Origin of the sequence: Neptuniibacter sp. 1_MG-2023 (assembly GCF_030547185.1) — a bacterium.
In the GTDB taxonomy this organism is placed as follows: Bacteria; Pseudomonadota; Gammaproteobacteria; order Pseudomonadales; family Balneatricaceae; genus Neptuniibacter.
This window is the reverse complement of record NZ_JAUOQR010000008.1, coordinates 27,995-50,593: the sequence shown is the minus strand read 5'-3', so window position 1 is coordinate 50,593 and position 22,599 is coordinate 27,995. Positions and strand designations below refer to the sequence as shown.

Below are 22,599 nucleotides of genomic sequence, written 5' to 3'. Positions count from 1 at the left end.
ACTTATCGTTTTCTTAGTTGAGTTTCAGTGTGTAGTTTTAGGGCTACTTGTCTGAGCTGGACATTAATGCAAGCTTGGCATATTTGTAATAGGTTGCTTCTGCATTAGAAATAGCCAACATCACACCGTGTTTTCCATCAAGAAAACCTCGACGAAGAAGATAAGTTCGTATAAAAGCCCAGAAGGACTTGTACAGTGCAGTACCTAGTCCGCACCGTTTCCCGCGGGCGTATAATTGCTCAGCGCCTAAGGTTGAGTATTGATCAACTTTACGTAAAACTTGTTCTAAGTTTGCGTATGAATAGTGCTGCATCGGGTTAGAAAGTTTATGGGTTTTTCCGTTTAAAATTACCCGCTCATGGACTTTGTCATCAGAGAATACTGCTTTTTCTCGTTTGAATAAACGAAGAACATAATCAGGCGTCCAGCCGGAATGATCAATAAAGCGGCCACAATATTGCGAATGGCGGGGGATCTCAAAACCATCGTATTGGGATTGTTCTATGGCGTTTAATATCTCATCTTTTAAGGCATTATCAATTCTTTCATCAGCGTCTATAGATAACACCCATTCATGGCTTGCCAGTGCTAAGGCCCTATTTTTCTGTTCACCAAACCCCGGCCAATCTGTTTCTACTAAGGTGCAGTTAACTGTTTTATGGCAGATATCTTGGGTGCCATCTTCACTGCCTGAGTCTACAACAATGATCTCATCTGCCCATGAAACTGAGCCGAGACAGTCTTGGATATTATGGGCTTCGTTTTTAGTAATAATAATGATTGAGAGCATCAAAGTATCTTCACGGGTTTAAAAGGTTTAAGAGTGAGGAGCTAACGCTCCCTCCCTTCATTACTTAGTAGTGTCAGTATAGTTATTCGCTGTCTTCCATGTCGAACCGGTCACTAGGGCGATTAGGATCATAAAGAGCGCACCATCACCATGATCCATAAACGATGAATTGCACATGCAGGAAAGGCAAACGGTGAAAAAGAGTGCTGTTTTACATTGTTTTTGTAAAGAAGGTTGATCTCTTTGTGTCAGAAAGCTGATAAGAAAAGCGATAAAGAGAAGTAAACCTATAATGCCTGTTTGAATTGAAATTTGTAAAAACTCATTATGTGGATTTACGGTTGTTTTCCAATAGGTTTGGATTGCTTCATGTTGTAAGGCATAAACTTCGGGGAAACTGCCTAGTCCATGTCCTAGTAGCCAACTATCCATAAAACAGTAGAGCGACAAAATATAGAATTCAAGACGGATATCTGCTGCTTGTAATACAGATAGATTTATTTCGCTGGCGTTACTTATAACATCTAAGCGTCCTATGATTCTTAATTGTGATAAGTCTGCAAAAAGTAAGAGCGCAATAGCACTGAGACTAGCAAGAACGATCATGGCTATTAAACCTTTTACCCGCCACTGCTGCCAACAAAATAAAGCGCTGAGTACACAGATTAATAGGTATCCAAGACGGCCATTCTCAATAAAGAATAAATTATGAAAAGTGATAATAAATAAAGCGACAAAAAGTGCTCTATATCTTTTTGATGTCGCTGCTGCCTGTAGGTTTATATAAGCAAAAATAGACATAGATATACCGTGAAATATACGGTTTTTAATGCTGTTTGGATTATCCCAGTAGTTTGTTAGATCGTAATGTATAAGGTAAGAAAAAAATAAAGAGAGAAGTAAGGCAGCATAAAGCGCTATTAAGGCATTTTTGCGATATTTTTCAATGGTGAAATAGATCATAAATAGAGGGATGAGTAAAAATTCTCGGTATTTTGACAGTATCTTCCCGCTATAGCTTGTTTCTGCACTTGACCATAAGAGACTGATTGCGAGCCAGATAAAGAGCAGTGTGGCAAGCAGCGCTGTGTGGTTGTTTTTTAACAGTGCAGGATATGTAGTAATATTTTTTGTGAAGAATAGGATGATAATAGGGAGACCCAACAGGAGATTGTGGGCGGCGTTTCCCAATAATGGAATACTAAAAATACCTGCTGTTAAGATCCAAGCCCCTATATTTAATAGAATAGGCTGAGCTTGGGTGCTTTCTGAATTATCGAATGACATGAGCGGCTATTTTCCCTGCGCAATTTTTAAATAAAGTTGTTGGTGCTGAAAGCCCAAGTTATCCCAAGTTAATCTTAATGAATCGACTTTTTGTTCAGTCATTAGTTTTAATAGAGCTTGTTGCCAAGCTTCGGTCTGATTTAATGGTAGTACTAAGCCATGTTGCTCATGGATCAATTCTGCAATACCGCAACAGTCAGATATAAGGACAGGTAAACCTGTTGCGTTTGCTTCAGCAATGACCATCCCGAACGGTTCAGCTGTTGCGGGATGAATCAGAATGTCGATTAATGGCAATGTATCTTCAGAACGTTGCCAGCCTCTTAATTGGTAGTTATCACTTGGCCATTCTGTAAATAGATGTTCTATCTCTTCTGGTTCAGGCCCAGTCACAATAAATGTGATTTGAGGGTTTTGATCGACTAATGGTTTAACGACTTTGACGGCAAATTCTAGTCCTTTCCGTTGCCACTCTTTACCAATAAAACCAATGGCAGAGCCGGTTGATTGTCGGGGAAGTCGAGTAAACTGTTCTGATACCCCAGGATAAGCGGGAAACCCTAGTTTATGGGCCGCTGCAGGGTATAGTTTTGCCAGCTGATCTGAAACGAGAAGCGAGTTTGGCAGGATAGTTTGGACATTTTCACCAAAAAGTTCGCGTTTTTCTAAATATTCCCAAGTGGCAATACGAGGGGATAAATAATCTAAAACTCTTTTTTTGCGTGTCAGAATGGATGGGCCATGAAATGTAGTCACATGATGTTCAGCACAACGTTCATGGCTGTGTATAACCCAGCCTGTTATATCGGCGGCTTTAAAGTATTGAGAGACGCGTTTAGAAAATCTGAGCATTGAAAGCCAGCGTGGTTTTGGTTTTACACTCCCCAGTTCGATGACTTCGATATTTTTATCGCATTCTTCATAAGCTTGTTCGCAAATAACTTTAACTTTTTGACCCTGTGTTACTAATGCATGGGTCAGTTCCCAAACATAGCGCTCCATGCCGCCTACAGGACCATAGCGACGAACAATGTGAATTGAAGATGTTTGTATATTCACGATTTATTTATCCAGATCGGTATAGTGTTTTTTACTGATCTCAAGACCAAACATATCTTCAATTTTTAGCTTTAATCGGACTTTTTTGTCTCGTTTTGTCAGTTTGTAACTAGGATTAGGAGTGAACTCCCATTCAGCATCAGTTTTTAGCCAATCTTCTACGACCGCTGGATGAGTACCCTTAAAAGGTCGCAGAACCGCAGGGTCTATATCACCATATCCAGGAAACGGCGCGGGTTTCTCATTCCAGTATTGTGAAACTTGGTTTATCTTTTCTTGCATCTTGGCGACGTTTCTTACGTGACCATAATGGTAGATATTACCGCCGGCATGGCGCGCTTTTGGATAGCGACCACGTTTGTTTTTATCGAGTACAACAAAGAACAAACCATCTGGCGCATAGCTACGAATTGAGTTTCTAATAATGCGGGGTGCTCGACGGTATCCTGAAATACCTACTTGATCCGGCCGCCCATAAAAGTGGTAGAAATCAAAGTAGAACGCTTCAGTTTCTGGATCATCGAGGTATTTTTCCATATTGCCACGAATCGCTTCGATCTCGTTTTCGTGTAAGACTTCATCACCTTCAATATACAGGGCCCAATCTCCTGTACAGTTGAAGTGTGCAATCATCTTCTGCTGGCCGTAGACATAGCCACGGTCCTGCATTTTGTCGTTCCATGTTGTATGGATAATGCGGATTTTGGGATCGTTAATCTCATTTAGGAGCGCTTCTGTATCATCATCGCAGTTCCCTAATGCGATAATGAATTCATCACACAAAGGTAATGCCGAGCGGATACTCTCAACAAAAGGATAACCCAGTGTTGAACCGTTTTTTAGAAAAGTAAAGCCACTGACTTTCACAAGAGTCTCCTAAGATTAGCGTGCTTTTGTGTTATATAGTTTTTGATCGCCATCGGGTTGGGTTTTAAAGCGCTTATGTACCCACATGTATTGGGTAGGCGCTTTTCTTACACCCGCTTCTACCGCTAAATTCATTAAGCGCGCATCTTCAACTTCATCGCCACTTGGAAAGTCTGGGACAGAAACAATCTCCATAATATAGCCTGAATCATCCTCTTTTCTGCGTAGATGCAAACAAACAATCGGTGAATTGTTAAACCTAACCATATTAGTGGTGGCTGTGATTGTTGCGGCTGTTTGGCCAAAAAAGGGCACAAATACAGAATTTTTTCGTCCAAGGTCTTGATCAGGGGCGTACCAGATAATGAGGTTCTGTTTTAGCTTTCTGATTATCTCGCGTATTTTTTTTCGTTCTACAGGGATACTAAAAGAAGAACGTCCTTTAGTGATCATTGCATCCATAAGAGGATTGTTATGTTCCCTATAGGTTGTAGCTATTGGAGTTTTATAAACTGAAAACAATAGACCGCCCAAGTCGAGCTGAGAGTAATGGCCGCCGAGTAAAATCACACCGCGACCAAGACTAAGGGCTTCATCGAGTAGTTCAAAGCCTATGTATTCGGTGCGTGCGATGAGCCGTTTTTTATTGCCCCAATAGGCCCATGCAGTTTCAATAATGCCTATTCCATTGTTTTTGAATACATCTTTTACAAACTGCTCACGCTCGGCCGCTGTTAGTTCAGGGAAGCATAAGGAGCAGTTTACCTCAGTGACATGACGGCGTTTAGGAAGTAAATGATAAAGTATTATTCCAATTAAACGTCCGAAGCTTAAGCCTAACTTATAAGGTAGAAAAGCCAGTAGCCTTAATACTAGAATGCCTAGCCATGTTGGCCAGTATTTGGGTGCAAAGAAAGAGGTTGATGTATTCACTGTTTATGTATATCTCTAGGATCAGTGGGGGATTATACCTATGTCAGCAATACTCAGCTAGATGGAAGGTTGGGCAACTGAGGCTAGCAAGGTACAATAGTGACTAATTATTTGTAATATAAGATAGATCTATATGACTGATCAGGTTCCAGCATCAGGAACAGGGATGAAGATATACCTTCGTCTTCTTGCATATGTACGGCCATATTGGCTGCCTTTTTCCCTAGGTATTATCGGTTTTATTATTTATGCCGCGACGCAAACAGGGTTTGCTGCCCTTATGGAGTATCTTGTTGATGCTATAGGGGAGCAGAAAGAGAATGCGTATATCTATGGCCCTTTGGCTTTGATGGGTATTGCTTTTGCTCGAGGGCTTGGCACCTTTATGGGGAACTACTTTACTGCTTATGTGGCGCGTAATATTGTTCATCAATTACGGGTGGTGATGTTTGATAAGTTGTTAGTTATTCCTTTGGATTATTTTCACAATAATGCCTCGGGTCATATCCTTTCTAAAATCTCTTATAATGTTGAGCAGGTCACTAACGCTGCCACGGAATCGCTCAAAATTAGCGTAAGAGAGGGGATGACTGTTCTTGGCTTGCTCGGCTATCTGTTGTTTCTTAATTGGCAATTAACCCTAGTGTTTGCTGCGGTGTCGCCGTTTATTGCGCTGGTCGTTGCTGTAGCTTCTAAACGCTTTCGTCGTTTAGGTCATCGTATTCAAGACTCTATGGGTGAGGTGACTCATGTGGCTTCTGAAAACGTGCAAGGTGTACAGGTTGTTAGAATATTTGGTGGTAGTGATAAGGAGCGTCAACGCTTTGGTGAGGCGAGTGGACAAAATTTACGCCAGAGCTTAAAAATGGCAACCACTGAGGCGTTGAGTACCCCTATAGTGCAGCTTATAGTATCGAGTGCATTAGCATTGTTGATCTTTCTAGCCTTACATCCTCTGATGAGTACTGGTATGAGTGCGGGGCAATTTATTGCTTTTATTACTGCCGCAGGCTTGATTGCTAAACCGCTTCGTTCTTTAACTGAAGTGAATGGTGCAATTCAGCGAGGGATCGCCGCAGCGCAGAGTATCTTTGAGTTGATTGATGAAGAGATAGAAAACAATACTGGTGCAGTCATCAGTGAGCGCGGAGAAGGTCGATTACAACTCCATAATCTATGTTTCTCCTATCTACCCAATAAGCCAGTCTTGACCAACCTTAATCTGTCGATCGCTCCCGGCCAAACAGTGGCTTTTGTCGGTAAATCGGGTAGTGGTAAGTCAACCTTGGCAAATCTGTTGCCTCGCTTTTATGAGCCAACATCGGGTGAGATTTTGCTTGATGGTCAACCTCTGGCGGAGTACGAATTAGCATCGTTACGCAATCAGATCGCATTAGTAACACAAAATGTTGTTCTTTTTGACGGAACCATTAGAGAAAATATTGCTTACGGTGCGATGAAGGATGTGAGTGAAGAGGATATTCTCGCCGCCGCTGAAGCCGCGCATGTTATGGAATTTGTCTCGCGGATGAGTGATGGTTTAAATACCGAAGTAGGGGAAAAAGGAACGAAATTATCTGGTGGGCAACGTCAGCGTATTGCTATAGCGCGTGCCATTCTTAAAAATGCCCCTGTACTTATTCTCGATGAGGCTACCTCTGCTTTAGATACTGAATCGGAAAGGCATATTCAAGCAGCACTGGAAAATGTAATGCAGGGTCGAACCACCTTGGTCATTGCCCACCGTTTGTCGACTATTGAATCTGCAGATCAGATTGTTGTGATGGAGCAGGGGCAAATTATTGAGCAAGGCACACATCATGAGCTATTAGCCATGGGACGTACCTACGCTGGACTATACAAAAAGCAGTTTAGTGAAGGTGTGGGTGCTGCTCACTCGAACCTAGATACGACTGAAAAATAAAGTACTGGAGATATTGAATGAAAATCCATATGCCGCGTTTTGATAAAGCTCAGGTGCTTGTTGTTGGTGACCTGATGCTAGATCGCTATTGGCAGGGGCCGACTTCACGTATCTCTCCTGAGGCGCCGGTTCCTATTGTTAAAGTTGAGCAGCATGAGGATCGTCCCGGTGGCGCTGCAAACGTTGCCCTTAATGTCACAGCGTTAGGGGCTGGTGTTTCACTGGTAGGGTTGGTAGGTGATGATGAGGCGGGGGTATCGCTTGAGAAACAGTTGCAATCGGCCCGCGTACACTGTGCTTTTTCTAAGGCTGAGAATGAGCCGACAATTACTAAGTTGCGCGTGATTAGTCGTCATCAGCAGTTGATTAGGTTGGATTTTGAAGAGCCCTTCTCCCATGACTATAGTGAGCAGATAGAAAATGCTACTTCGCCACTTTTAGAGAATGTTGGTGTTTTGGTGCTATCTGACTATGGAAAAGGGACGTTATCAGATTGTCAGAGCCTGATTCGTGACGCTAAAAATAACAATGTAACTATATTGGTGGACCCTAAGGGATGTGATTTTAGTCGCTATAAAGGCGCCACGCTACTAACGCCAAATCTGTCCGAATTTGAGACTATTGTTGGTGTTTGTAAAACTGAAGATGAGTTGGTAACACGAGGTCAGGCACTCGTTAAAGAGTTGGAGCTTGAAGCGTTACTGATTACTCGCAGTGAGCAGGGCATGACACTCATTCGTGCTAATAAAGAAGAGTTACATTTTCCTGCACGTGCCCGAGAAGTGTTTGATGTGACAGGTGCGGGGGATACAGTCATCTCAACGTTAGCGGCTGCATTGGCTTCAGGTGAAGATCTCCCTAATGCCGTTGCGCTATCTAATATTGCTGCCAGTATTGTGGTTGGTAAGCTGGGTACGGCGGCGATTAGTGCACCAGAACTTCGTCGAGAGGTTAGCAAGGAGCAAGGTGCAGAGAAAGGGGTCATGACTGAAGAGCAGCTACTTATAGCCTTAGCTGATGCTCGAGCGGCAGGGGAGTCCATCGTTTTTACTAATGGTTGCTTCGATATTCTTCATGCTGGCCATGTAGGTTACTTAGCGCAAGCACGCGCCCAAGGTGATCGTCTTGTCTTAGCGATCAATAGTGATGAGTCAGTCAGTCGCCTTAAAGGCCCAGGCCGCCCTATTAATCCTGTTGAGCGGCGAATGGCGGTTCTATCCGGTTTAGAAGCGGTGGATTGGGTACTTTATTTTGATGAAGATACGCCAGAGCGCTTATTGGAGCGGGTACGTCCTGATGTACTCGTCAAAGGCGGTGATTACGGTATCGAAGGTGTTGTCGGTGGGGAGTTTGTACGCAGCTATGGTGGTGAAGTTAAAGTATTATCATTTCTTGATGATTGCTCTACAACGGCTATTGTAGAAAAGATTCAGAAAGACACAGATCTTTAAGTGCTAAGATAAGAGAAAGCTATTTCCGATTGATAGCTTTCTCTGCTGCTTTAACATTACTGCGTAAGTGTTCAGGGTTGATGGTACCAATAATCGCGGATGTTACGCCTGGATGAGCAAAGATATAGTCAAAACTGGCTTGTACAGGGTCTCCGTTTGAAGCCGCACAAATATGCCCTGATGCGAGTGCCTTTTTCAGTAAAATACCTTTGTTATTTTGCGCAGCATAATCAAGCACAGGTTCCTCCTCTGTGTGATCTAAGTTATAAGTGACCATTGCACAATCCGATTGTTGCAGCGCTAAGAGTCCGCCCTCGATAGTTTTGGTCGACATCCCGCTTGCGCGTATCTTTCCCTGAGTTTTTAATTCATTTAACGCCTGAAGTGTGCCGTAGCGTTCTATGATTTCTACATCATTACCGTCGGAATGGATTAGCAACATATCAATATAATCGGTATCAAGGCGTTTTAAGCTACGTTCTACACTAAATTGCAGATGTTCAGGGGTGAAAATATAGCTGGATTGACCTGTTGAATTATCAAACTCTTCGCCTGCTTTTGAACAGATAATCCAGTCTTGCCGCTGTCCTTTGAGTAACTTACCTAAACGCTCTTCACTATTGCCATAAGCAGGCGCTGTATCGATTAAATTAATCCCTAACTCTTTAGCTAGAGCAATAAGATCGCTGGCTTCCTTATCACTAGGCAATACAAAATGTGTAGGATATTTAACGCCCTGGTTTCTGCCGAGCTTGACTGTTCCCAAACCAAGGGGGGAGATATTTAAACCCGTATTAGCCAACTGACGTTTTAGCAAAATAGAGTCTCCCAAACAGGCTCTGCGGTTTCAGGTTTGGGCAGTATTTGTAGGGGCTGTAAGCTATTACTTTCTACTGCTTGGCTAGGTTGATCACATAAAGATAATACTTGATCGGCAAGGTCGGGAGAGAGCGCTAGTTTAGTAGGCCAAGCCACAATACAGTTACCTACTTTTTCTGCATAAGCGGAATCTGGCCTTACCAGTGCTGATTGTTTAGGTTCTGCGCGGTTAATATGGAAAGCGGCCCATTCTGCTTTAGATAGATCAACCCAAGGCAGCAGTGTGGCAAGCTCCTCTTTCGCGAAGGCTATCTGTTCTTGCTCTGTACGGTCCATGCCTGTTTCTGCGACGTTACCCCCTAAATACCATATATGTTTACCATCTTTACAGGGGTGTGTTGTGATGGTTGCGACTGGTTTACTGCCGGTGCCAATACAGTGGGCATAGGTTGGTAGGTCGTATTGGTGTTTGACCATTACCATATGCAAAGGGCGACGCTGCATTTCGGGTTGGCGGATATCGAGTGTTTTAGCTAGTGCTTCAAAACCTTCACCTGAAGTGAGTACTAAATTCTTAGCTTCTAAGCGTAGGCTTTGGGTTGGGAAGGTGATGCCTTTGATGGTTTTACCATCGCTATCAATCTGAGCGTTAGTGATATCGGCTTGATAGATTCTATTTTCCACTGGTTGGCGTAGCGTGTTGATAACACTAGGAATATCCAAAACTAGTTCATTTAGGCGATATAGAGAGCCTTTGAATTGTTTGTTTTTGAATACCTGTGGGCGCTCATTAGCGGAAACTTCTTCAACCCGCCCTCTAAAGGCTTTGGTCGCAAAGAAAGTTGTCATGCGAGAGCCAAGAGAGCCTTTTGACCACATATAGTGGGCATCTGAAAGGATATTTACGCCGTTTAAGTTGATCTCACCTTGGCCATCTAAGCAGTCACGCCAGCGTTGAGGCATCTCTTTAATTGTATTTGAGGCTTGTGTTAGAACACCGCTCAGTGCGTATTTAGTGCCGCCATGAATAATACCTTGAGAGCGTATTGATTGCCCTCCACCTAAGGTGCTTTTTTCCAGCAAAATAGCATTAAAACCTGCGCTAACTGCGCGATTTAATGTCCATAGGCCCGCGATACCGCCACCTATAATAATTAGGTCAAGCTTTAGGGTGTTCATAAAAGGCTTCGTTACAAAAGTTTAGGGGGCCATTATAGGCAAGTGCAGGGGGCGCTGGCTAGGTTATCAGGATGGATGAGAAAAATGACTTTAGGTATAGAAACCATGTAAGCATGATATAATTGCTGCTCTTTGTTTGTGGCTGAAAAACTGTAATGAATCGTCTGCTCTATACCGTTTTATTTTACCTCGCGTTGCCTTTTATTTTAGGCCGGTTATGGTGGCGAGGTTTGAAAGCACCCGCTTATAGAGAGCGCTGGCTAGAACGGTTGGGTTTTTTTAAACCTAAAAACAAGATGAGCACGCAGCCGCTCTGGATTCATGCTGTTTCTGTAGGTGAAACTCTAGCTATAGTGCCCCTAGTTAAGCTGATTCAGGCGCGTTATCCAGATATACCTATTGTGATGACAACTATGACGCCGACAGGGGCTGAACGGGTAAAGGCAAGTTTTGCTGATACTGTGACCCACTACTACTGTCCATATGACCTGCCTTGTGCTCTCAAACGTTTTATTAAAAAGCTAAATCCTCGGGCCTGCGTAATTGTAGAAACTGAGCTATGGCCGAATCTTGTTAATAGTTGCGCACATAGTGGTATTCCTTTACTGGTTGCGAATGCACGGTTGTCTGAACGTTCCGCTAGAGGTTATACGCGATTTAGTACATTGGCGCGGCAGATGTTAGAACAGATCAATATGATAGCCGTACAAAATGAGATTGATGGCCAACGGTTTTTAGATTTAGGTCTGCCTTCTCGCTCTATGTCGGTCACTGGGTCAATCAAATTTGATGTTAAAGCGCCAGAAGGAAGTGAACGTTTGGCTTATGCATTGCGCCAGATGTGGGGGGAATCACGGAAAGTCCTCATTGGTGCGAGCACCCATGAGGGAGAGGAATCAGCATTGATTGCGGTTTATCAGCAACTACTATCCGATTACCCCGATCTTTTATTAGTGGTTGTGCCGCGTCATCCTGAACGTTTTGATCGGGTAGCAGAGCTAATTAAGCAAGCTGGTCTGAAATTAGCGAGGCGTAGTTTAGGGCAGCAGCCGGAGAGTCGCACACAAGTGTATCTGGGCGATACTATGGGAGAGTTAATGAAACTATTGGCTGCTGCAGATATCGCTTTTGTTGGCGGCAGTTTGGTTGAGCGTGGCGGACATAACCCACTGGAACCTGCGGTGTTAAAAAAGCCCGTTATTATGGGACCACACTATTTTAACTTTCAGTTGATCTGCGACTCCCTTCAGCAAGCTGGTGGCTTAACGGTTGTGAGTGATGCGGATGGACTTGCTGGCGAGCTAAGGCGTCTGTTAGACGATACGGAGCGGTTGAGCAGCCAGGGGCAGGGAGGGTATCAATTTGTTATGCAAAATCAGGGCGCATTAGAGAAACTATACGCCCTGACGGATGAATACTGCTTAAAGGATTAAGTGTTTTCTGAAGTTCGACGATCCATCTCTTCACATAACCAGTGGCCGATAAAAATATGAGCTTCTTGGATGCGTGCAGTTTCATCGGATGGTATGCGAATGAGATGATCAGCAATCTCATTGAGTTGGCCGCCGTGAGCACCCGTCCAAGCCCATGTTTTGCAGCCCATCTCAGATGCTGCTTTGATGGCATCAATAATATTTGCGCTATTGCCTGATGTAGATATACCAATGATGAGATCTTCTGGTTTAGCTAAAGCTTGAATTTGGCGGGTAAAGACCGTATCAAAGCTATAATCATTACTATGGGCGGTCAAAATTGAGGTGTCTACAGTGAGCGCAATAGCTGATAAAGGCTTTCTTTCAGCTTTATAGCGGACAACAAACTCGGCGGCTAAATGTTGGCTGTCAGCTGCGCTACCGCCATTGCCCATAAAAATAAGTTTGCCGCCTTTTTGAAGACAAAGATCGATCTGTTCTATCAATTGCTCTGTTTCTGCTTTGATCGTTTGCAGTTTGTTAAAAGTATCGAAGTGGCGCTGCAATGCATTATCAAATGACATGTTTACGCCCCTGCCAAATCAAATTCAAGGGTCTCGCCCGCTTGTTCACTAAATGCGCGGGTCAGGAAGGGGCTGAGTTGCTCTCCATTACTGTCTAATACCCAGCTGGCTTGTTCCGCATCATAGTCAAAATGGTAGCCGCCGCTTTTAGTAGCAAGCCAGAGCTGTTTAACAGGAGCTTGTCGGGTGAAAATAAGCTGAGTTTTATTCTCGCAGATAATGGTCAGTATGCCACCACCTTGTAGTACATCTATATCTGTTTCAGCTTCATCTAGAATCTCTTCAATTTGTTCTAAGGTTGCGTCAACACGATCGTTAAATTCACTCTCAGTCATTTCTCACTCCGGCTAGTTAAAGCCTTCAAACATGGGCTATGGCATAGGAGTATATCAAGCTAAACTGAAAAGCCGAAGAATGATTCTCATTATACCGTCGAGTTTTTGCCTGTATTTAGCTAAAAAAGGTTATTTTATTTGTCTTTAAATAAGGTTTTTTTAACTAAATTTGAAAACGGTTTTATGAATATTTCTGGTTATAGGTATAATCGATGGATTATGCCGTTTATTTGGGGAAAGCTGCTGTGAAAGCACAGACGAAATGTATTGGGTTGGTCATGTTGTTAAGCTTACTTATCTTGGGTGGTTGTGGTCAAAAAGGCCCTTTGTATCTGCCTAGTGAAGAAGCAGATAAAAATTCACAGCAGAAATAGAATGTTAAGAGATTTTTAATGGATACATTTGAGTATAGAAACGAACAGCTTTGCTGTGAAGAAGTGGCTTTGACGCAAATTGCTGAAGAGTTTGGCACCCCAACCTATGTTTATTCAAGAGATGCACTAGAGCGCGCTTATCTTGCTTATGCAGAAGCTCTGGAAGGGAGAGATGCTCTCGTATGCTATGCAGTAAAAGCGAATTCTAATATTGCAGTATTGAATGTATTAGCTCGTTTAGGCGCTGGTTTTGATATTGTTTCTGCGGGTGAGCTTGAGCGGGTTTTAAGAGCGGGTGGTGATGCTTCTAAAGTCGTTTTTTCAGGGGTAGGCAAACAGCCTTACGAGATTATTCAAGCGCTTAATGCGGGGATCCGCTGTTTTAATATTGAGTCAGAAGCTGAATTAGTTCGTGTTAATGATGTGGCTGCTGCTGAAGATAAAATTGCCGCTATATCGTTCCGAGTGAATCCTGATGTTGATGCGGGTACACACCCTTATATATCTACAGGGTTAAAAGATAATAAATTCGGTATTGATATTAATGAAGCTGTACGCATTTATAAGCGCGCAGCAGAGATGAATAATGTTGATATTGTCGGTATGGATTGCCATATCGGTAGTCAGTTGACTGAAGTTGCGCCATTCTTGGATGCTCTTGATCGTGTTTTGGTTTTAGTTGATAAGTTGGCTGAAGAAGGCATCAAGATTAAACATTTAGATTTAGGTGGGGGGCTTGGTGTTTGTTATACCGATGAAGAACCGCCTACTCCGCAAGAGTATATCGCTGCTGTCTTAGATAAATTAGGCGACCGTGAGTTAGGGCTGATTTTTGAGCCGGGCCGTTCGATTGCTGCAAATGCTGGCGTGATGCTAACGCGAGTTGAGTTTTTGAAGTGCACGGATGAGAAAAACTTCGCCATAATTGATGGCGCAATGAATGACCTTATACGCCCTGCGCTATACAGTGCTTATCAAGATATTATTCCAGCCCTTTTGCGGGAGGGTGGAGAAACTAAATCTTGGGATCTAGTGGGCCCGGTTTGTGAAACGGGTGACTTTTTAGGTAAAGATCGCGCTCTAAATTTAGAGCCAGGTGACCTGTTGGCGGTTTGCTCTGCCGGTGCTTATGGTTTTGTGATGGCATCTAATTACAACAGCCGTGGTCGCCCAGCTGAAGTGATGGTTGATGATAGTCAGCACTATCTTATTCGGAAACGTGAAACTTTGACGGATCTTGTTAGAGGTGAGCAACTTTTACCTAAAGATCGTTAGGAGCTTTATCTATGTTAGTTCGTTTCACTAAAATGCATGGGTTAGGTAATGACTTTATGGTGCTGGATCTTGTTACTCAGCGTATTAAAGTGACACCTAAACTTGTAAAAAAGCTCAGTGACCGGCACTTAGGTGTTGGTTTTGATCAGCTACTCATTGTTGAGCCGCCGACAGAGCCTGATGTTGATTTTCGTTATCGGATTTTTAACCAAGATGGCTCGGAGGTTGAAAACTGCGGTAATGGCGCTCGCTGTTTTGCTAAGTTTGTGCGTGATAAACGGCTTACAGGTAAAACGACTATTACTGTGCAGACGGCCAATGGACGTGCACAACTGAAGGTTCATCCCGATAAAAAGGTTGAAGTGGATATGGGGGCGCCTATTCTTCAACCGGAGGCTATTCCATTTGTAGCTAATCAGCAGGCAATTACCTATTCCGTTGATCTGGATGTGAAAGGTGAGACACAGACTGTTGAGCTGAGTGCTGTTTCTATGGGTAATCCTCATGCTGTCTTGTTGGTTAATAGTACAGATGAAGTGCCAGTAGAAACTTTGGGGCCACTTTTGGAGGCTCACCCACGGTTCCCAGCCAAAGCTAATATTGGCTTTATGCAGGTACTTAATCGTAATGAAGTTAATCTACGTGTTTTTGAGCGCGGCGTAGGGGAAACCCGAGCCTGTGGCACAGGTGCTTGTGCAGCCGTTGTTGCAGGGACGTTGCGTGGTAAGCTTGATATGCCAGTTACCGTTCATCTGCCTGGTGGTGATTTGCAGATTGAATGGCATGGTGAGGAACAGCCCGTTATTATGATTGGGCCAGCAACAACGGTTTTTGAAGGACAGGTTTTTATATGAGTGATCAATTAGAACAGCTGACAGAGGCGAAGGTTGCTGATTTTTTACAGCAGCATCCGGACTTTTTTACTCGTAATGCTAAGTTGTTAGAGAAGTTATATGTACCTCATGAAACAGGTCGAGCTGTTTCGTTAGTCGAGCGCCAGACAACTGTGCTACGTGAGAAAAATCAAAATCTTACGTCACATCTTTCAGATCTGATCGATATTGCTCGCCATAATGATGTTCAGTTTGAAAAAACTAAACGTATGGTACTTGCTTTGCTTGAATCTGAAACATTGGATGATATAGCGGTCGCTATCGATGAAAGCCTTTGTCAGGATTTTGCGAGTGATACAACCTCATTGATTTTATTTACCCATAAACCTTTGGATGTCAATAATTTGCGTCTGATGGATCAAGATAGCGCCAGTGTTATCAGTGGGTTGATGAGTACCAATCTTCCGAGCTGTGGACAATTAAGTAAGGCTGAAAACGAGTTTATTTTTGCGGCTGACGCGATCAAAGTGCAATCTGCGGCGGTAGTGCCTTTAGTTCAGGGAGAAGCATTGGGGTTATTAGCTGTAGGTAGTTTTGATCCTAATTACTTCACAAGTAGCCAAGGAACTGTTTTGCTTAGTTACGTTGGTGAAGTGTTAAGTCGTGTTGCTTATCGGATTATGCGCCAACAGGAATATTAAATTTTTACACAACAAGATGGAGAAGATAGTTTGAAGGAAGCTCAGCTTGAGCAATTTTTGCACTATCTCTCCACTGAAAAGCAACTGTCTCATCATACGCTGGATAACTATGCACGTGATCTTGCAAAGTTTAGTGACTTCATTGATGAGCAGGACCTATCTCAGTGGGCTGATGTAGAAGCCAAACACGTTCGCCAGTTTGTGGCTAAAATTCATCGGCAGGGGCTATCTGGCGCTAGTATTCAACGGGCGCTGTCTGCTACGCGTAGTTTTTATCGTTTTCTTGCCCGAGAGCGCCTAGTCGAGCAAAATCCTGCGCTTGCGGTTCAGGCGCCAAAATCATCACGTAAACTTCCTAGTACACTGGATGCGGATCAGATGGTCCAGTTATTAGATATTCCTATTATTGATGCAGTGTCTGCTAGAGATGCTGCAATCATGGAGTTGATCTATTCATCGGGTTTACGTATATCCGAACTTGTTAGCTTGGATATGCATAGTATCGATTTAGCGGACCATAGCTTAAGAGTTACTGGTAAAGGCAGTAAAATGCGTATGTTGCCAATAGGAAGTAAGGCAATTACGGCCATTGATCAGTGGCTAGATTATCGGCATCAGTTAGCTGATTATAGTGAGAGTGCTCTATTTGTGAGCAAACGTGGTAGTCGTATATCAGTAAGAGCAGTACAGCAACGTATGGATTATTGGGGCAAGCGATTAGGGGTACAAGGCAAAGTTCATCCTCACCGTCTAAGACATAGTTTTGCTAGCCACATGTTGGAATCCAGTGGAGATCTACGTGCTGTGCAAGAGCTTTTAGGGCATGAAGATATCTCCACGACCCAGATCTATACTCACTTAGATTTTCAGCATTTGATGCAGGTTTATGAAGGTGCGCACCCTAGGGCACATAAAAAGGCAAAGAAATGATTAAATGTATTACCTTTGATCTGGATGACACTTTATGGGCTGTTGATCCCGTGATAAAGCAGGCCAATCAGACTATGTTTGATTGGTTGGCTCAATATGCGCCTGCGTTTACTCGCTGCTATCAGTTAAAGGATTTAGCCATATTAAGAACGGCTGTTTTGTCGGAACAGCCTGATATTGCCCATAGTGTGACTCAAATTAGAATGGCCCAATTATGCTTTGGTTTAGAGAAGGCTGGCTATTCGGCGCAAGATGTTAAGTTATTAACAGAGCAAGCCTTTGATGTTTTTTTACATGCGCGCCAACAAGTAAGTTATTTTGAGCATGCCCGTGAAACGCTGCTGGCGTTAAAAAAGCAGGGCTATATTTTAGGCGCGTTAAGTAACGGCAATGCAGATATCCACAAGGTTGGATTAGCAGATGTGATGGATTTCCAGTTTAAAGCCGATGATGTTGGGGCGATGAAACCTCATCCGCTCATGTTTGAGCAGATGTTAGCGCATACAAATCTGCGTCCTGAACAAGTGATACATATAGGTGATAACCCTCAGCATGATATTGAGGGAGCGGAAGCCGCAGGTTTGTGGACAATCTGGGTTAACCTGAAGCAAGACGCTCATATCCCAAATGCCAGTAAAGAAGTAAATTGCTTGAGTGAAATAGTGGAAAAAGTTGAAGAAATTAGAGAGGAGGCTGTTAAGAAGGTGGTTTTGTAAATATCCATTCCAAATGAATTATAAATTCAATCTGTTTGACATATCCCTTTTTAATGTCATTTTTTTTACTTTATTGTGAACAATTTATTAATTCTTTTGTCTTAAGGGCAGTTTCCTATAAAATGAGCCCCACTTTAGTGCACCAAAGGCAGCGATACGTTGCTAACTTCAGACTCGGGATATGGTGTATTTCTTCCAACTATTTGAATTAAATGGATTATTATAATGCAGTCATTTGCAATGCTGATGGTGCGCTCCCTGTTTTATGTGTTGTTTATTGTGGGCGTGGCACACCTTTTTTCAATGGAAGGTTATTCTAAACTGACTAAAAGTGATTATGGTGAGCATTCGACCACGGAACAAATGCACAATGCTTTTGCATTTATAAGTTGTGTGGTGTTTTTTATCGCAGCCAAACTAACTCAGTCGCTGAGGCCCGCTGTTGTTATTGTAGCGACATTAGTTGGTTTAATGCTGATCCGAGAATTTGACGCATTTCTGGACGATAACTTTTTTGACGGGGCTTGGCAGGTATTGGTTTATAGCTCTATAGCGGCGTCCGCCTTTTATTTATTTAAGCAACCTCGTCCAATCAAAGAGTCTCTAATTGAGTACTCCCGTTCATCTAGTGCTGGAATATTTCTAAGTGGTATTTTAGTTGTTCTGGTTTTCTCTCGCCTGTTTGGTAGAGGATCCTTTTGGGAAGCGGTGATGGGTGATGGCTATATGCGAGTGGTCAAAAATATAGCGGAAGAGGGGACTGAGTTAATAGGTTATGCTTTATTGGTTATCGCCGCTGTGGAATTTTTATGGCAAGTGATTAGCAAAAGGCGAGCGGATAAGGTTTAGCAGCGACTAACATAAAGACATAAAAGCGTGGTATTCCACGCTTTTTTTATGTGTAACCATTATGTTACTGCAAGTGTAAATCTACGTCAGCTGTTATGAGATTCTTATTTTTATCTGGCCCGGGTTACTTGGTTTTCAATCGACAAGCTAAGGTGATTACTGTCTTTGGCTATCTAGCTTAAAGAAATATCTCTAGCAGATCATTCAAGAATAAACGGCCTTGTTGGGTCGGTACTAAGCGATTATTGGATGCGCTTAGTAGTCCTCTATTTATGGCGCTATCGAGCAGTGGTGATAGTGTGGTTAGTGGGATACCTGTACGTTCAGAAAATAACTGTTTAGGTACTCCTTTATGTAAGCGCAGGGCGTTCAACATAAACTCAAAAGCGCGGTCATCTTGTTCTATCAGTTCATGACCTACAAGTCGGCTACTAGGTTGCATATAAGCTTTAGGTTGTTTCTGTTTCCAGCGACGGATGATCTGTTGTTCTTCTAATAAAGTAATTTTACCGTGGGCGCCAGCCCCTATGCCTATATAATCACCGAAGGTCCAGTAGTTTAAGTTATGTTGTGATGGGGTGTTCCCTTGAGTGTAAGCGGATATCTCATATTGTTCGAATCCCGCTTGTTGGATGTGCTGGAGGCCTTTTTCTTGAATGGACCATAGTGTTTCATCCACCGGAAGTTGAGGTGGTTTAGCATAGAATTCTGTATTGGGCTCGATGGTCAGTTGATACCATGAAAGATGATCGGGTTGAAGCTCAATAGCTTGCTGAAGATCGGCTAAGGCACCGTCCTCTGTCTGGTTGGGTAAACCATGCATAAGGTCTAAATTTAGCTTAGGGAAAAGCTCACGCGCTAAAGTTGCTGCTTTTATCGCTTCGTCTGCACAATGGATACGTCCTAGAGCTTTTAGCTGTTGATCATTAAAACTTTGGATGCCGATAGATAGGCGATTGATGCCTGCTTCTCTATAGCCAATAAACTTATTTCTCTCAAAAGTACCAGGGTTTGCCTCCAGTGTGATTTCTGCATCGGTGCGGATAGGAATGATAGTATGGATTTTTTGTAGTAAGTGTTTATAACTATCAGCACTGAATAAGCTGGGGGTTCCTCCGCCAATAAAGATGCTCTGTATCTCACGGCCTTGGGCAAATTGGCGTTCGTTATTTAAGTCATCAAGCAGTGTTTTAATATAATCGGCTTCGGGTAAAGTCTCACGCTGAGCATGGGAATTAAAGTCACAATAGGGGCACTTCTGCACACACCATGGTACGTGTATATAAAGTGAGAGTGGTGGGAGTAGAAGGCTCATGGGTGTTATTAATCGCTCAGTTCGACGTTTTAATAGATGCTAAATAAGGAGCTATCGTCTTTTTGAGCAGTGCTACAGCTTGCCCACGATGACTGACTTTGTTTTTCTGTGTTGGGCTTAGTTGAGCTGATGCGCTATTTAATTCAGGCACCCAAAATAGCGGGTCATAACCAAAGCCTTGCTCTCCACAGGCTTTTTCAAGAATGATGCCATCCCATGTCCCTTGGCAAATTAAAGGAGTGGGATCATTTTCATGGCGCATAAAGGCAAGTACACAGCGGAAACGCGCGCTGCGTTGCTCTGCCCCTAAACCACTTAGCTTTTCTAATAACAATGCATTGTTTTTTGCGTCGCTGGCATCCGCACCCGAGAAGCGAGCAGAGTAGATACCCGGTGCTCCATTGAGGGCGTCGACTTCAAGACCTGAGTCATCTGCTAATGCGGGTAAGCCGGTAATTTTCGCTGCATGGCGGGCTTTTAAAATAGCATTTTCAACAAAGCTTAGACCTGTTTCGTCGGCATCGGGGACATCAAATTGGGCTTGTGGAATGACTTCTACATTGAGTTCACTGAGTGCGTGGTTGAACTCATTCAGTTTACCTTTGTTTCCACTAGCTAAAACAATTTTCTGGACCATGTTTACTGCCTTTTTCTTATGTAGCGCTTTTAATTAAGTGGGGGTATACAAAAAAAGTGTGCATGATATGCACACTTTTTTATGACCTTCAGTGAGTTTAGTCTTCGTAAAAACGTTGTTCAAACTCAACCGTAAAGGCGGGGTGATTTGGATCTGGCTGTACATCTAGAGCCAAACGAAAGACTTGGCTGTTGGTGAATCCAAAATGTGCTAAATAATAGATTGCACTACCCTCATCTATTTTTTTAAACGCTAGTTTCTGCGGTTGCTCCGCCAGATTAGTAGCTGTTCCAGTGACAACGGCTTGCACGGGCGTTTTTTGATTGCCGTCAACTTTAAGAACTGAAACGTTGATTAGTGCTCTGCGTTTGCTACGTGAAATACCAATGTTTTTAGCAACATCGGGCTGTATAAAGGTGCTATTGAAGGCGTTGTAATGTATCTCATAATCTCCATGGGACACATATTGATCTGCAAATAGCGGCTGGCTAATTAAAGCGACCACTGCTAGGAGTGTTGTCACTGTCCATTTAGCTAGTTGATTCATAATTTCCCCCACTTATTTTGTGATTCTGTAAATAGCAATTTCACCCAGCATATTTGGCCATAGATGAATCCACCAACGGTGCTGATGTTCATTATCCACAACGGTCCGTTCCATAATATATATATTGCGTTCTACACATAGGCGCTCAAAGTCCTTAAATGTACAGAAATGGGTATTTGGTGTGTTATACCAAGTATAGGGTAGGAACTTAGAAACAGGCATTTTCCCACGGAATGCAAGGTAGCCTCGTGCTCGCCAATGACCAAAATTTGGAAACGTGACTATACATTCTTTGCCTATGCGCAGCATTTCATCAATGATTTCGTCGGGACGCATCATGATTTGAATCGCTTGGGTCATGATGACGGTGTCAAAAGTGTTATCTTTGATTGAGGCGAGACCTTCCTCAATGTCTTTTTCAATAACGTTAACGCCTTTGCCTATACATTCGGTAATGTTCTCTGGGCCTATTTCTAAGCCGTAACCGGATGCTTGTTTTTCACTATGTAAATAGTGCAGAAGCTCACCATCACCACAGCAGAGGTCGAGAACTCGCTTGCCGGGTTCGACCCAATCTTTAATTAAATCTAGATCTGCGCGCATTATGAGGGCTCCTTGCTGCTTAGGCTGTTTGTATCAGCTTCTACCCGTTGCATATAGGCGTTAAAGACATCGAGGTAGCGAGGAATCGGGATTAAGAAAGCATCATGGCCTTGAGCCGCTTCGATTTCCGCATAACTAACCTGTTTATCTGCATCCACTAAGGCGTCCACAATCTCCCGTGAGCGTTCAGGAGAGAAGCGCCAATCAGTGGTAAAAGATATCACCATAAATTTAGCTTTTGCTTTTGCCAGTACCTCAGATAAGGGCTTACCCTCTGTGGCGGTTGGATCAAAGTAATCCAATGCTTTAGTCATAAGCAGATAAGTATTGGCATCAAACTCAGTCGAGAAGCGCTCTCCTTGATAGCGAAGGTAGGACTCCACCTCAAATTGAGGGGTGAAATCATAACTAATCTGACCTGATCGAAGTTCTCGACCAAATTTACTACGCATACCATCATCAGAAAGGTAGGTAATATGTCCCAGCATACGGGCAAGCATTAAGCCGACTTTCGGGACTTCATTTTGTGCATAGTAATGGCCATCATGGAACTGGGGATCTTTACTGATTGCCTGTCGCGCAACTTCATTAAAGGCAATATTTTGTGCCGATAGTTTGGGCGCCGCGGCAATGACCATACAGTGACGAAGGCGTTCTGGGTAATTGATCGACCATTGTAGAGCTTGCATGCCGCCTAAACTTCCGCCGATAACTGCAGCAAATTGTTCTATCCCAAAATGATCAGCTAAACGGGCTTGGCTCTCTACCCAATCATCAACGGTGATGATTGGAAAATCTGGGCCGTAAGGCTGGCCTGTTTCAGGATTAGGTTGATTGGGGCCACTTGAACCATGACAACCACCAAGATTGTTAAGGCCAATAACGAAAAACTTATTGGTATCTATCGCTTTTCCGGGGCCTATAGCAGAATCCCACCAACCGGGTTTTTTATCTTCGAGACTGTGGTATCCAGCAACATGATGGTTTCCAGAGAGTGCGTGGCAGATCAAAATAGCGTTGGAACAGTCTGCGTTTAATTCACCATAGGTTTCCACCATGAGGTGATAACGTTCAAGTACTCGCCCGCAACTGAGTTGGAGAGGGTCATGAAAATCAATTTTTTGTGGTTGGACGATTCCAACCGAATCTTCAGGAATAACAGTGGGCATTTCTCAGTTC

The 22,599-nt window shown here is 43.2% G+C and carries 24 protein-coding genes; 10 read left to right on the top strand and 14 right to left on the bottom strand.

The annotated features are described in order from the left end of the window. Positions 1–43: 43 nt before the first annotated feature. From Q4492_RS10425 to Q4492_RS10405, 5 genes are read right to left on the bottom strand one after another with little or no spacing between them, the layout of a single operon-like run. Positions 44–790 (bottom strand): glycosyltransferase family 2 protein, encoded by a 747-nt coding sequence (locus tag Q4492_RS10425; protein WP_303417653.1) that lies wholly within the window; start codon positions 788–790, stop codon positions 44–46. Between the two features lie 60 nt (positions 791–850). After that, positions 851–2,077: an O-antigen ligase gene (locus Q4492_RS10420; RefSeq protein WP_303417651.1), complete on the bottom strand. Its 1,227-nt coding sequence runs from the start codon at positions 2,075–2,077 to the stop codon at positions 851–853. Between the two features lie 6 nt (positions 2,078–2,083). Then, positions 2,084–3,136 (bottom strand): glycosyltransferase family 4 protein, encoded by a 1,053-nt coding sequence (locus tag Q4492_RS10415; protein ID WP_303417649.1) that lies wholly within the window; start codon positions 3,134–3,136, stop codon positions 2,084–2,086. A 3-nt stretch (positions 3,137–3,139) separates the two neighbouring features. After that, positions 3,140–4,003, bottom strand: a complete 864-nt coding sequence (locus tag Q4492_RS10410) for a glycosyltransferase (RefSeq protein ID WP_303417647.1) — start codon at positions 4,001–4,003, stop codon at positions 3,140–3,142. Between the two features lie 15 nt (positions 4,004–4,018). Next, positions 4,019–4,936 (bottom strand): lysophospholipid acyltransferase family protein, encoded by a 918-nt coding sequence (locus Q4492_RS10405; RefSeq protein ID WP_303417646.1) that lies wholly within the window; start codon positions 4,934–4,936, stop codon positions 4,019–4,021. Between the two features lie 133 nt (positions 4,937–5,069). Between Q4492_RS10405 and msbA the strand changes: the two genes are divergently transcribed. Beyond that, positions 5,070–6,860 carry a lipid A export permease/ATP-binding protein MsbA gene (gene msbA / locus Q4492_RS10400; protein ID WP_303417645.1) on the top strand — a complete coding sequence of 597 codons (1,791 nt, stop codon included), beginning with the start codon at positions 5,070–5,072 and terminating at the stop codon, positions 6,858–6,860. A 17-nt stretch (positions 6,861–6,877) separates the two neighbouring features. Next, on the top strand, positions 6,878–8,311 hold the full coding sequence (gene hldE, locus Q4492_RS10395; RefSeq protein WP_303417644.1) for a bifunctional D-glycero-beta-D-manno-heptose-7-phosphate kinase/D-glycero-beta-D-manno-heptose 1-phosphate adenylyltransferase HldE: 1,434 nt from the start codon (positions 6,878–6,880) through the stop codon (positions 8,309–8,311). A 19-nt stretch (positions 8,312–8,330) separates the two neighbouring features. Here the strand turns inward: hldE and Q4492_RS10390 are convergent, their stop codons facing one another. After that, a complete protein-coding gene (locus Q4492_RS10390; RefSeq protein WP_303417642.1) occupies positions 8,331–9,128 on the bottom strand; it encodes an aldo/keto reductase in 798 nt (265 codons plus the stop codon). After that, on the bottom strand, positions 9,122–10,309 hold the full coding sequence (locus Q4492_RS10385; protein WP_303417640.1) for an FAD-dependent oxidoreductase: 1,188 nt from the start codon (positions 10,307–10,309) through the stop codon (positions 9,122–9,124). Before Q4492_RS10385 ends, Q4492_RS10390 begins: the two co-directional genes overlap by 7 nt. Positions 10,310–10,464: 155 nt before the next feature. Here Q4492_RS10385 and waaA point away from each other — a divergent pair, with 155 nt between their 5' ends. After that, positions 10,465–11,742 (top strand): lipid IV(A) 3-deoxy-D-manno-octulosonic acid transferase, encoded by a 1,278-nt coding sequence (gene waaA, locus Q4492_RS10380; RefSeq protein WP_303417638.1) that lies wholly within the window; start codon positions 10,465–10,467, stop codon positions 11,740–11,742. Here the strand turns inward: waaA and Q4492_RS10375 are convergent. Together Q4492_RS10375 and cyaY are read right to left on the bottom strand one after the other, a co-directional pair. Continuing rightward, positions 11,739–12,305, bottom strand: a complete 567-nt coding sequence (locus Q4492_RS10375; protein WP_303417636.1) for an SIS domain-containing protein — start codon at positions 12,303–12,305, stop codon at positions 11,739–11,741. The two genes, waaA and Q4492_RS10375, sit on opposite strands and share 4 nt — an antisense overlap. Positions 12,306–12,307: 2 nt before the next feature. Continuing rightward, positions 12,308–12,640 carry an iron donor protein CyaY gene (gene cyaY / locus Q4492_RS10370; protein WP_067866692.1) on the bottom strand — a complete coding sequence of 111 codons (333 nt, stop codon included), beginning with the start codon at positions 12,638–12,640 and terminating at the stop codon, positions 12,308–12,310. A 212-nt stretch (positions 12,641–12,852) separates the two neighbouring features. Between cyaY and Q4492_RS10365 the strand changes: the two genes are divergently transcribed. The 7 genes from Q4492_RS10365 (at position 12,853) to Q4492_RS10335 (ending at position 18,318) form a co-directional block, all read left to right on the top strand. After that, positions 12,853–13,014: a lipoprotein gene (locus tag Q4492_RS10365; protein ID WP_303417633.1), complete on the top strand. Its 162-nt coding sequence runs from the start codon at positions 12,853–12,855 to the stop codon at positions 13,012–13,014. An 18-nt stretch (positions 13,015–13,032) separates the two neighbouring features. Continuing rightward, the gene (gene lysA, locus Q4492_RS10360) at positions 13,033–14,289 is read left to right on the top strand and encodes a diaminopimelate decarboxylase (RefSeq protein ID WP_303417631.1); all 1,257 of its coding nucleotides are present in this window, start codon (positions 13,033–13,035) and stop codon (positions 14,287–14,289) included. Between the two features lie 11 nt (positions 14,290–14,300). Then, on the top strand, positions 14,301–15,143 hold the full coding sequence (dapF, locus tag Q4492_RS10355; RefSeq protein ID WP_303417629.1) for a diaminopimelate epimerase: 843 nt from the start codon (positions 14,301–14,303) through the stop codon (positions 15,141–15,143). Then, positions 15,140–15,823: a DUF484 family protein gene (locus tag Q4492_RS10350; RefSeq protein WP_303417627.1), complete on the top strand. Its 684-nt coding sequence runs from the start codon at positions 15,140–15,142 to the stop codon at positions 15,821–15,823. The genes dapF and Q4492_RS10350 overlap by 4 nt, the downstream gene beginning before the upstream one ends. 30 nt (positions 15,824–15,853) lie before the next feature. Continuing rightward, complete coding sequence (gene xerC, locus Q4492_RS10345; protein ID WP_303417626.1) at positions 15,854–16,753, top strand: tyrosine recombinase XerC; 900 nt, start codon at positions 15,854–15,856, stop codon at positions 16,751–16,753. Continuing rightward, positions 16,750–17,469, top strand: coding sequence for an HAD family hydrolase (locus Q4492_RS10340; RefSeq protein ID WP_303417624.1), 720 nt, complete (start codon positions 16,750–16,752; stop codon positions 17,467–17,469). The genes xerC and Q4492_RS10340 overlap by 4 nt, the downstream gene beginning before the upstream one ends. Before the next feature lie 225 nt (positions 17,470–17,694). Next, a complete protein-coding gene (locus Q4492_RS10335) occupies positions 17,695–18,318 on the top strand; it encodes a hypothetical protein (protein WP_303417622.1) in 624 nt (207 codons plus the stop codon). Between the two features lie 178 nt (positions 18,319–18,496). On the opposite strand, the gene hemW is transcribed toward Q4492_RS10335, so the two are convergent. The 5 genes from hemW to Q4492_RS10310 form a co-directional block, all read right to left on the bottom strand. Further along, entirely contained in the window at positions 18,497–19,633 is a 1,137-nt protein-coding gene (gene hemW / locus Q4492_RS10330; RefSeq protein ID WP_303417620.1) for a radical SAM family heme chaperone HemW, read from the bottom strand. Positions 19,634–19,649: 16 nt separating this feature from the next. Next, positions 19,650–20,270, bottom strand: a complete 621-nt coding sequence (locus tag Q4492_RS10325) for an XTP/dITP diphosphatase (protein WP_303417618.1) — start codon at positions 20,268–20,270, stop codon at positions 19,650–19,652. A 97-nt stretch (positions 20,271–20,367) separates the two neighbouring features. Continuing rightward, on the bottom strand, positions 20,368–20,817 hold the full coding sequence (locus Q4492_RS10320; RefSeq protein WP_303417616.1) for a DUF4426 domain-containing protein: 450 nt from the start codon (positions 20,815–20,817) through the stop codon (positions 20,368–20,370). A 12-nt stretch (positions 20,818–20,829) separates the two neighbouring features. Next, positions 20,830–21,420, bottom strand: coding sequence for a methionine biosynthesis protein MetW (gene metW, locus Q4492_RS10315; protein ID WP_067866681.1), 591 nt, complete (start codon positions 21,418–21,420; stop codon positions 20,830–20,832). Further along, entirely contained in the window at positions 21,420–22,589 is a 1,170-nt protein-coding gene (locus Q4492_RS10310; protein WP_303417614.1) for a homoserine O-acetyltransferase, read from the bottom strand. Before Q4492_RS10310 ends, metW begins: the two co-directional genes overlap by 1 nt. Between the last annotated feature and the right edge of the window lie 10 nt (positions 22,590–22,599).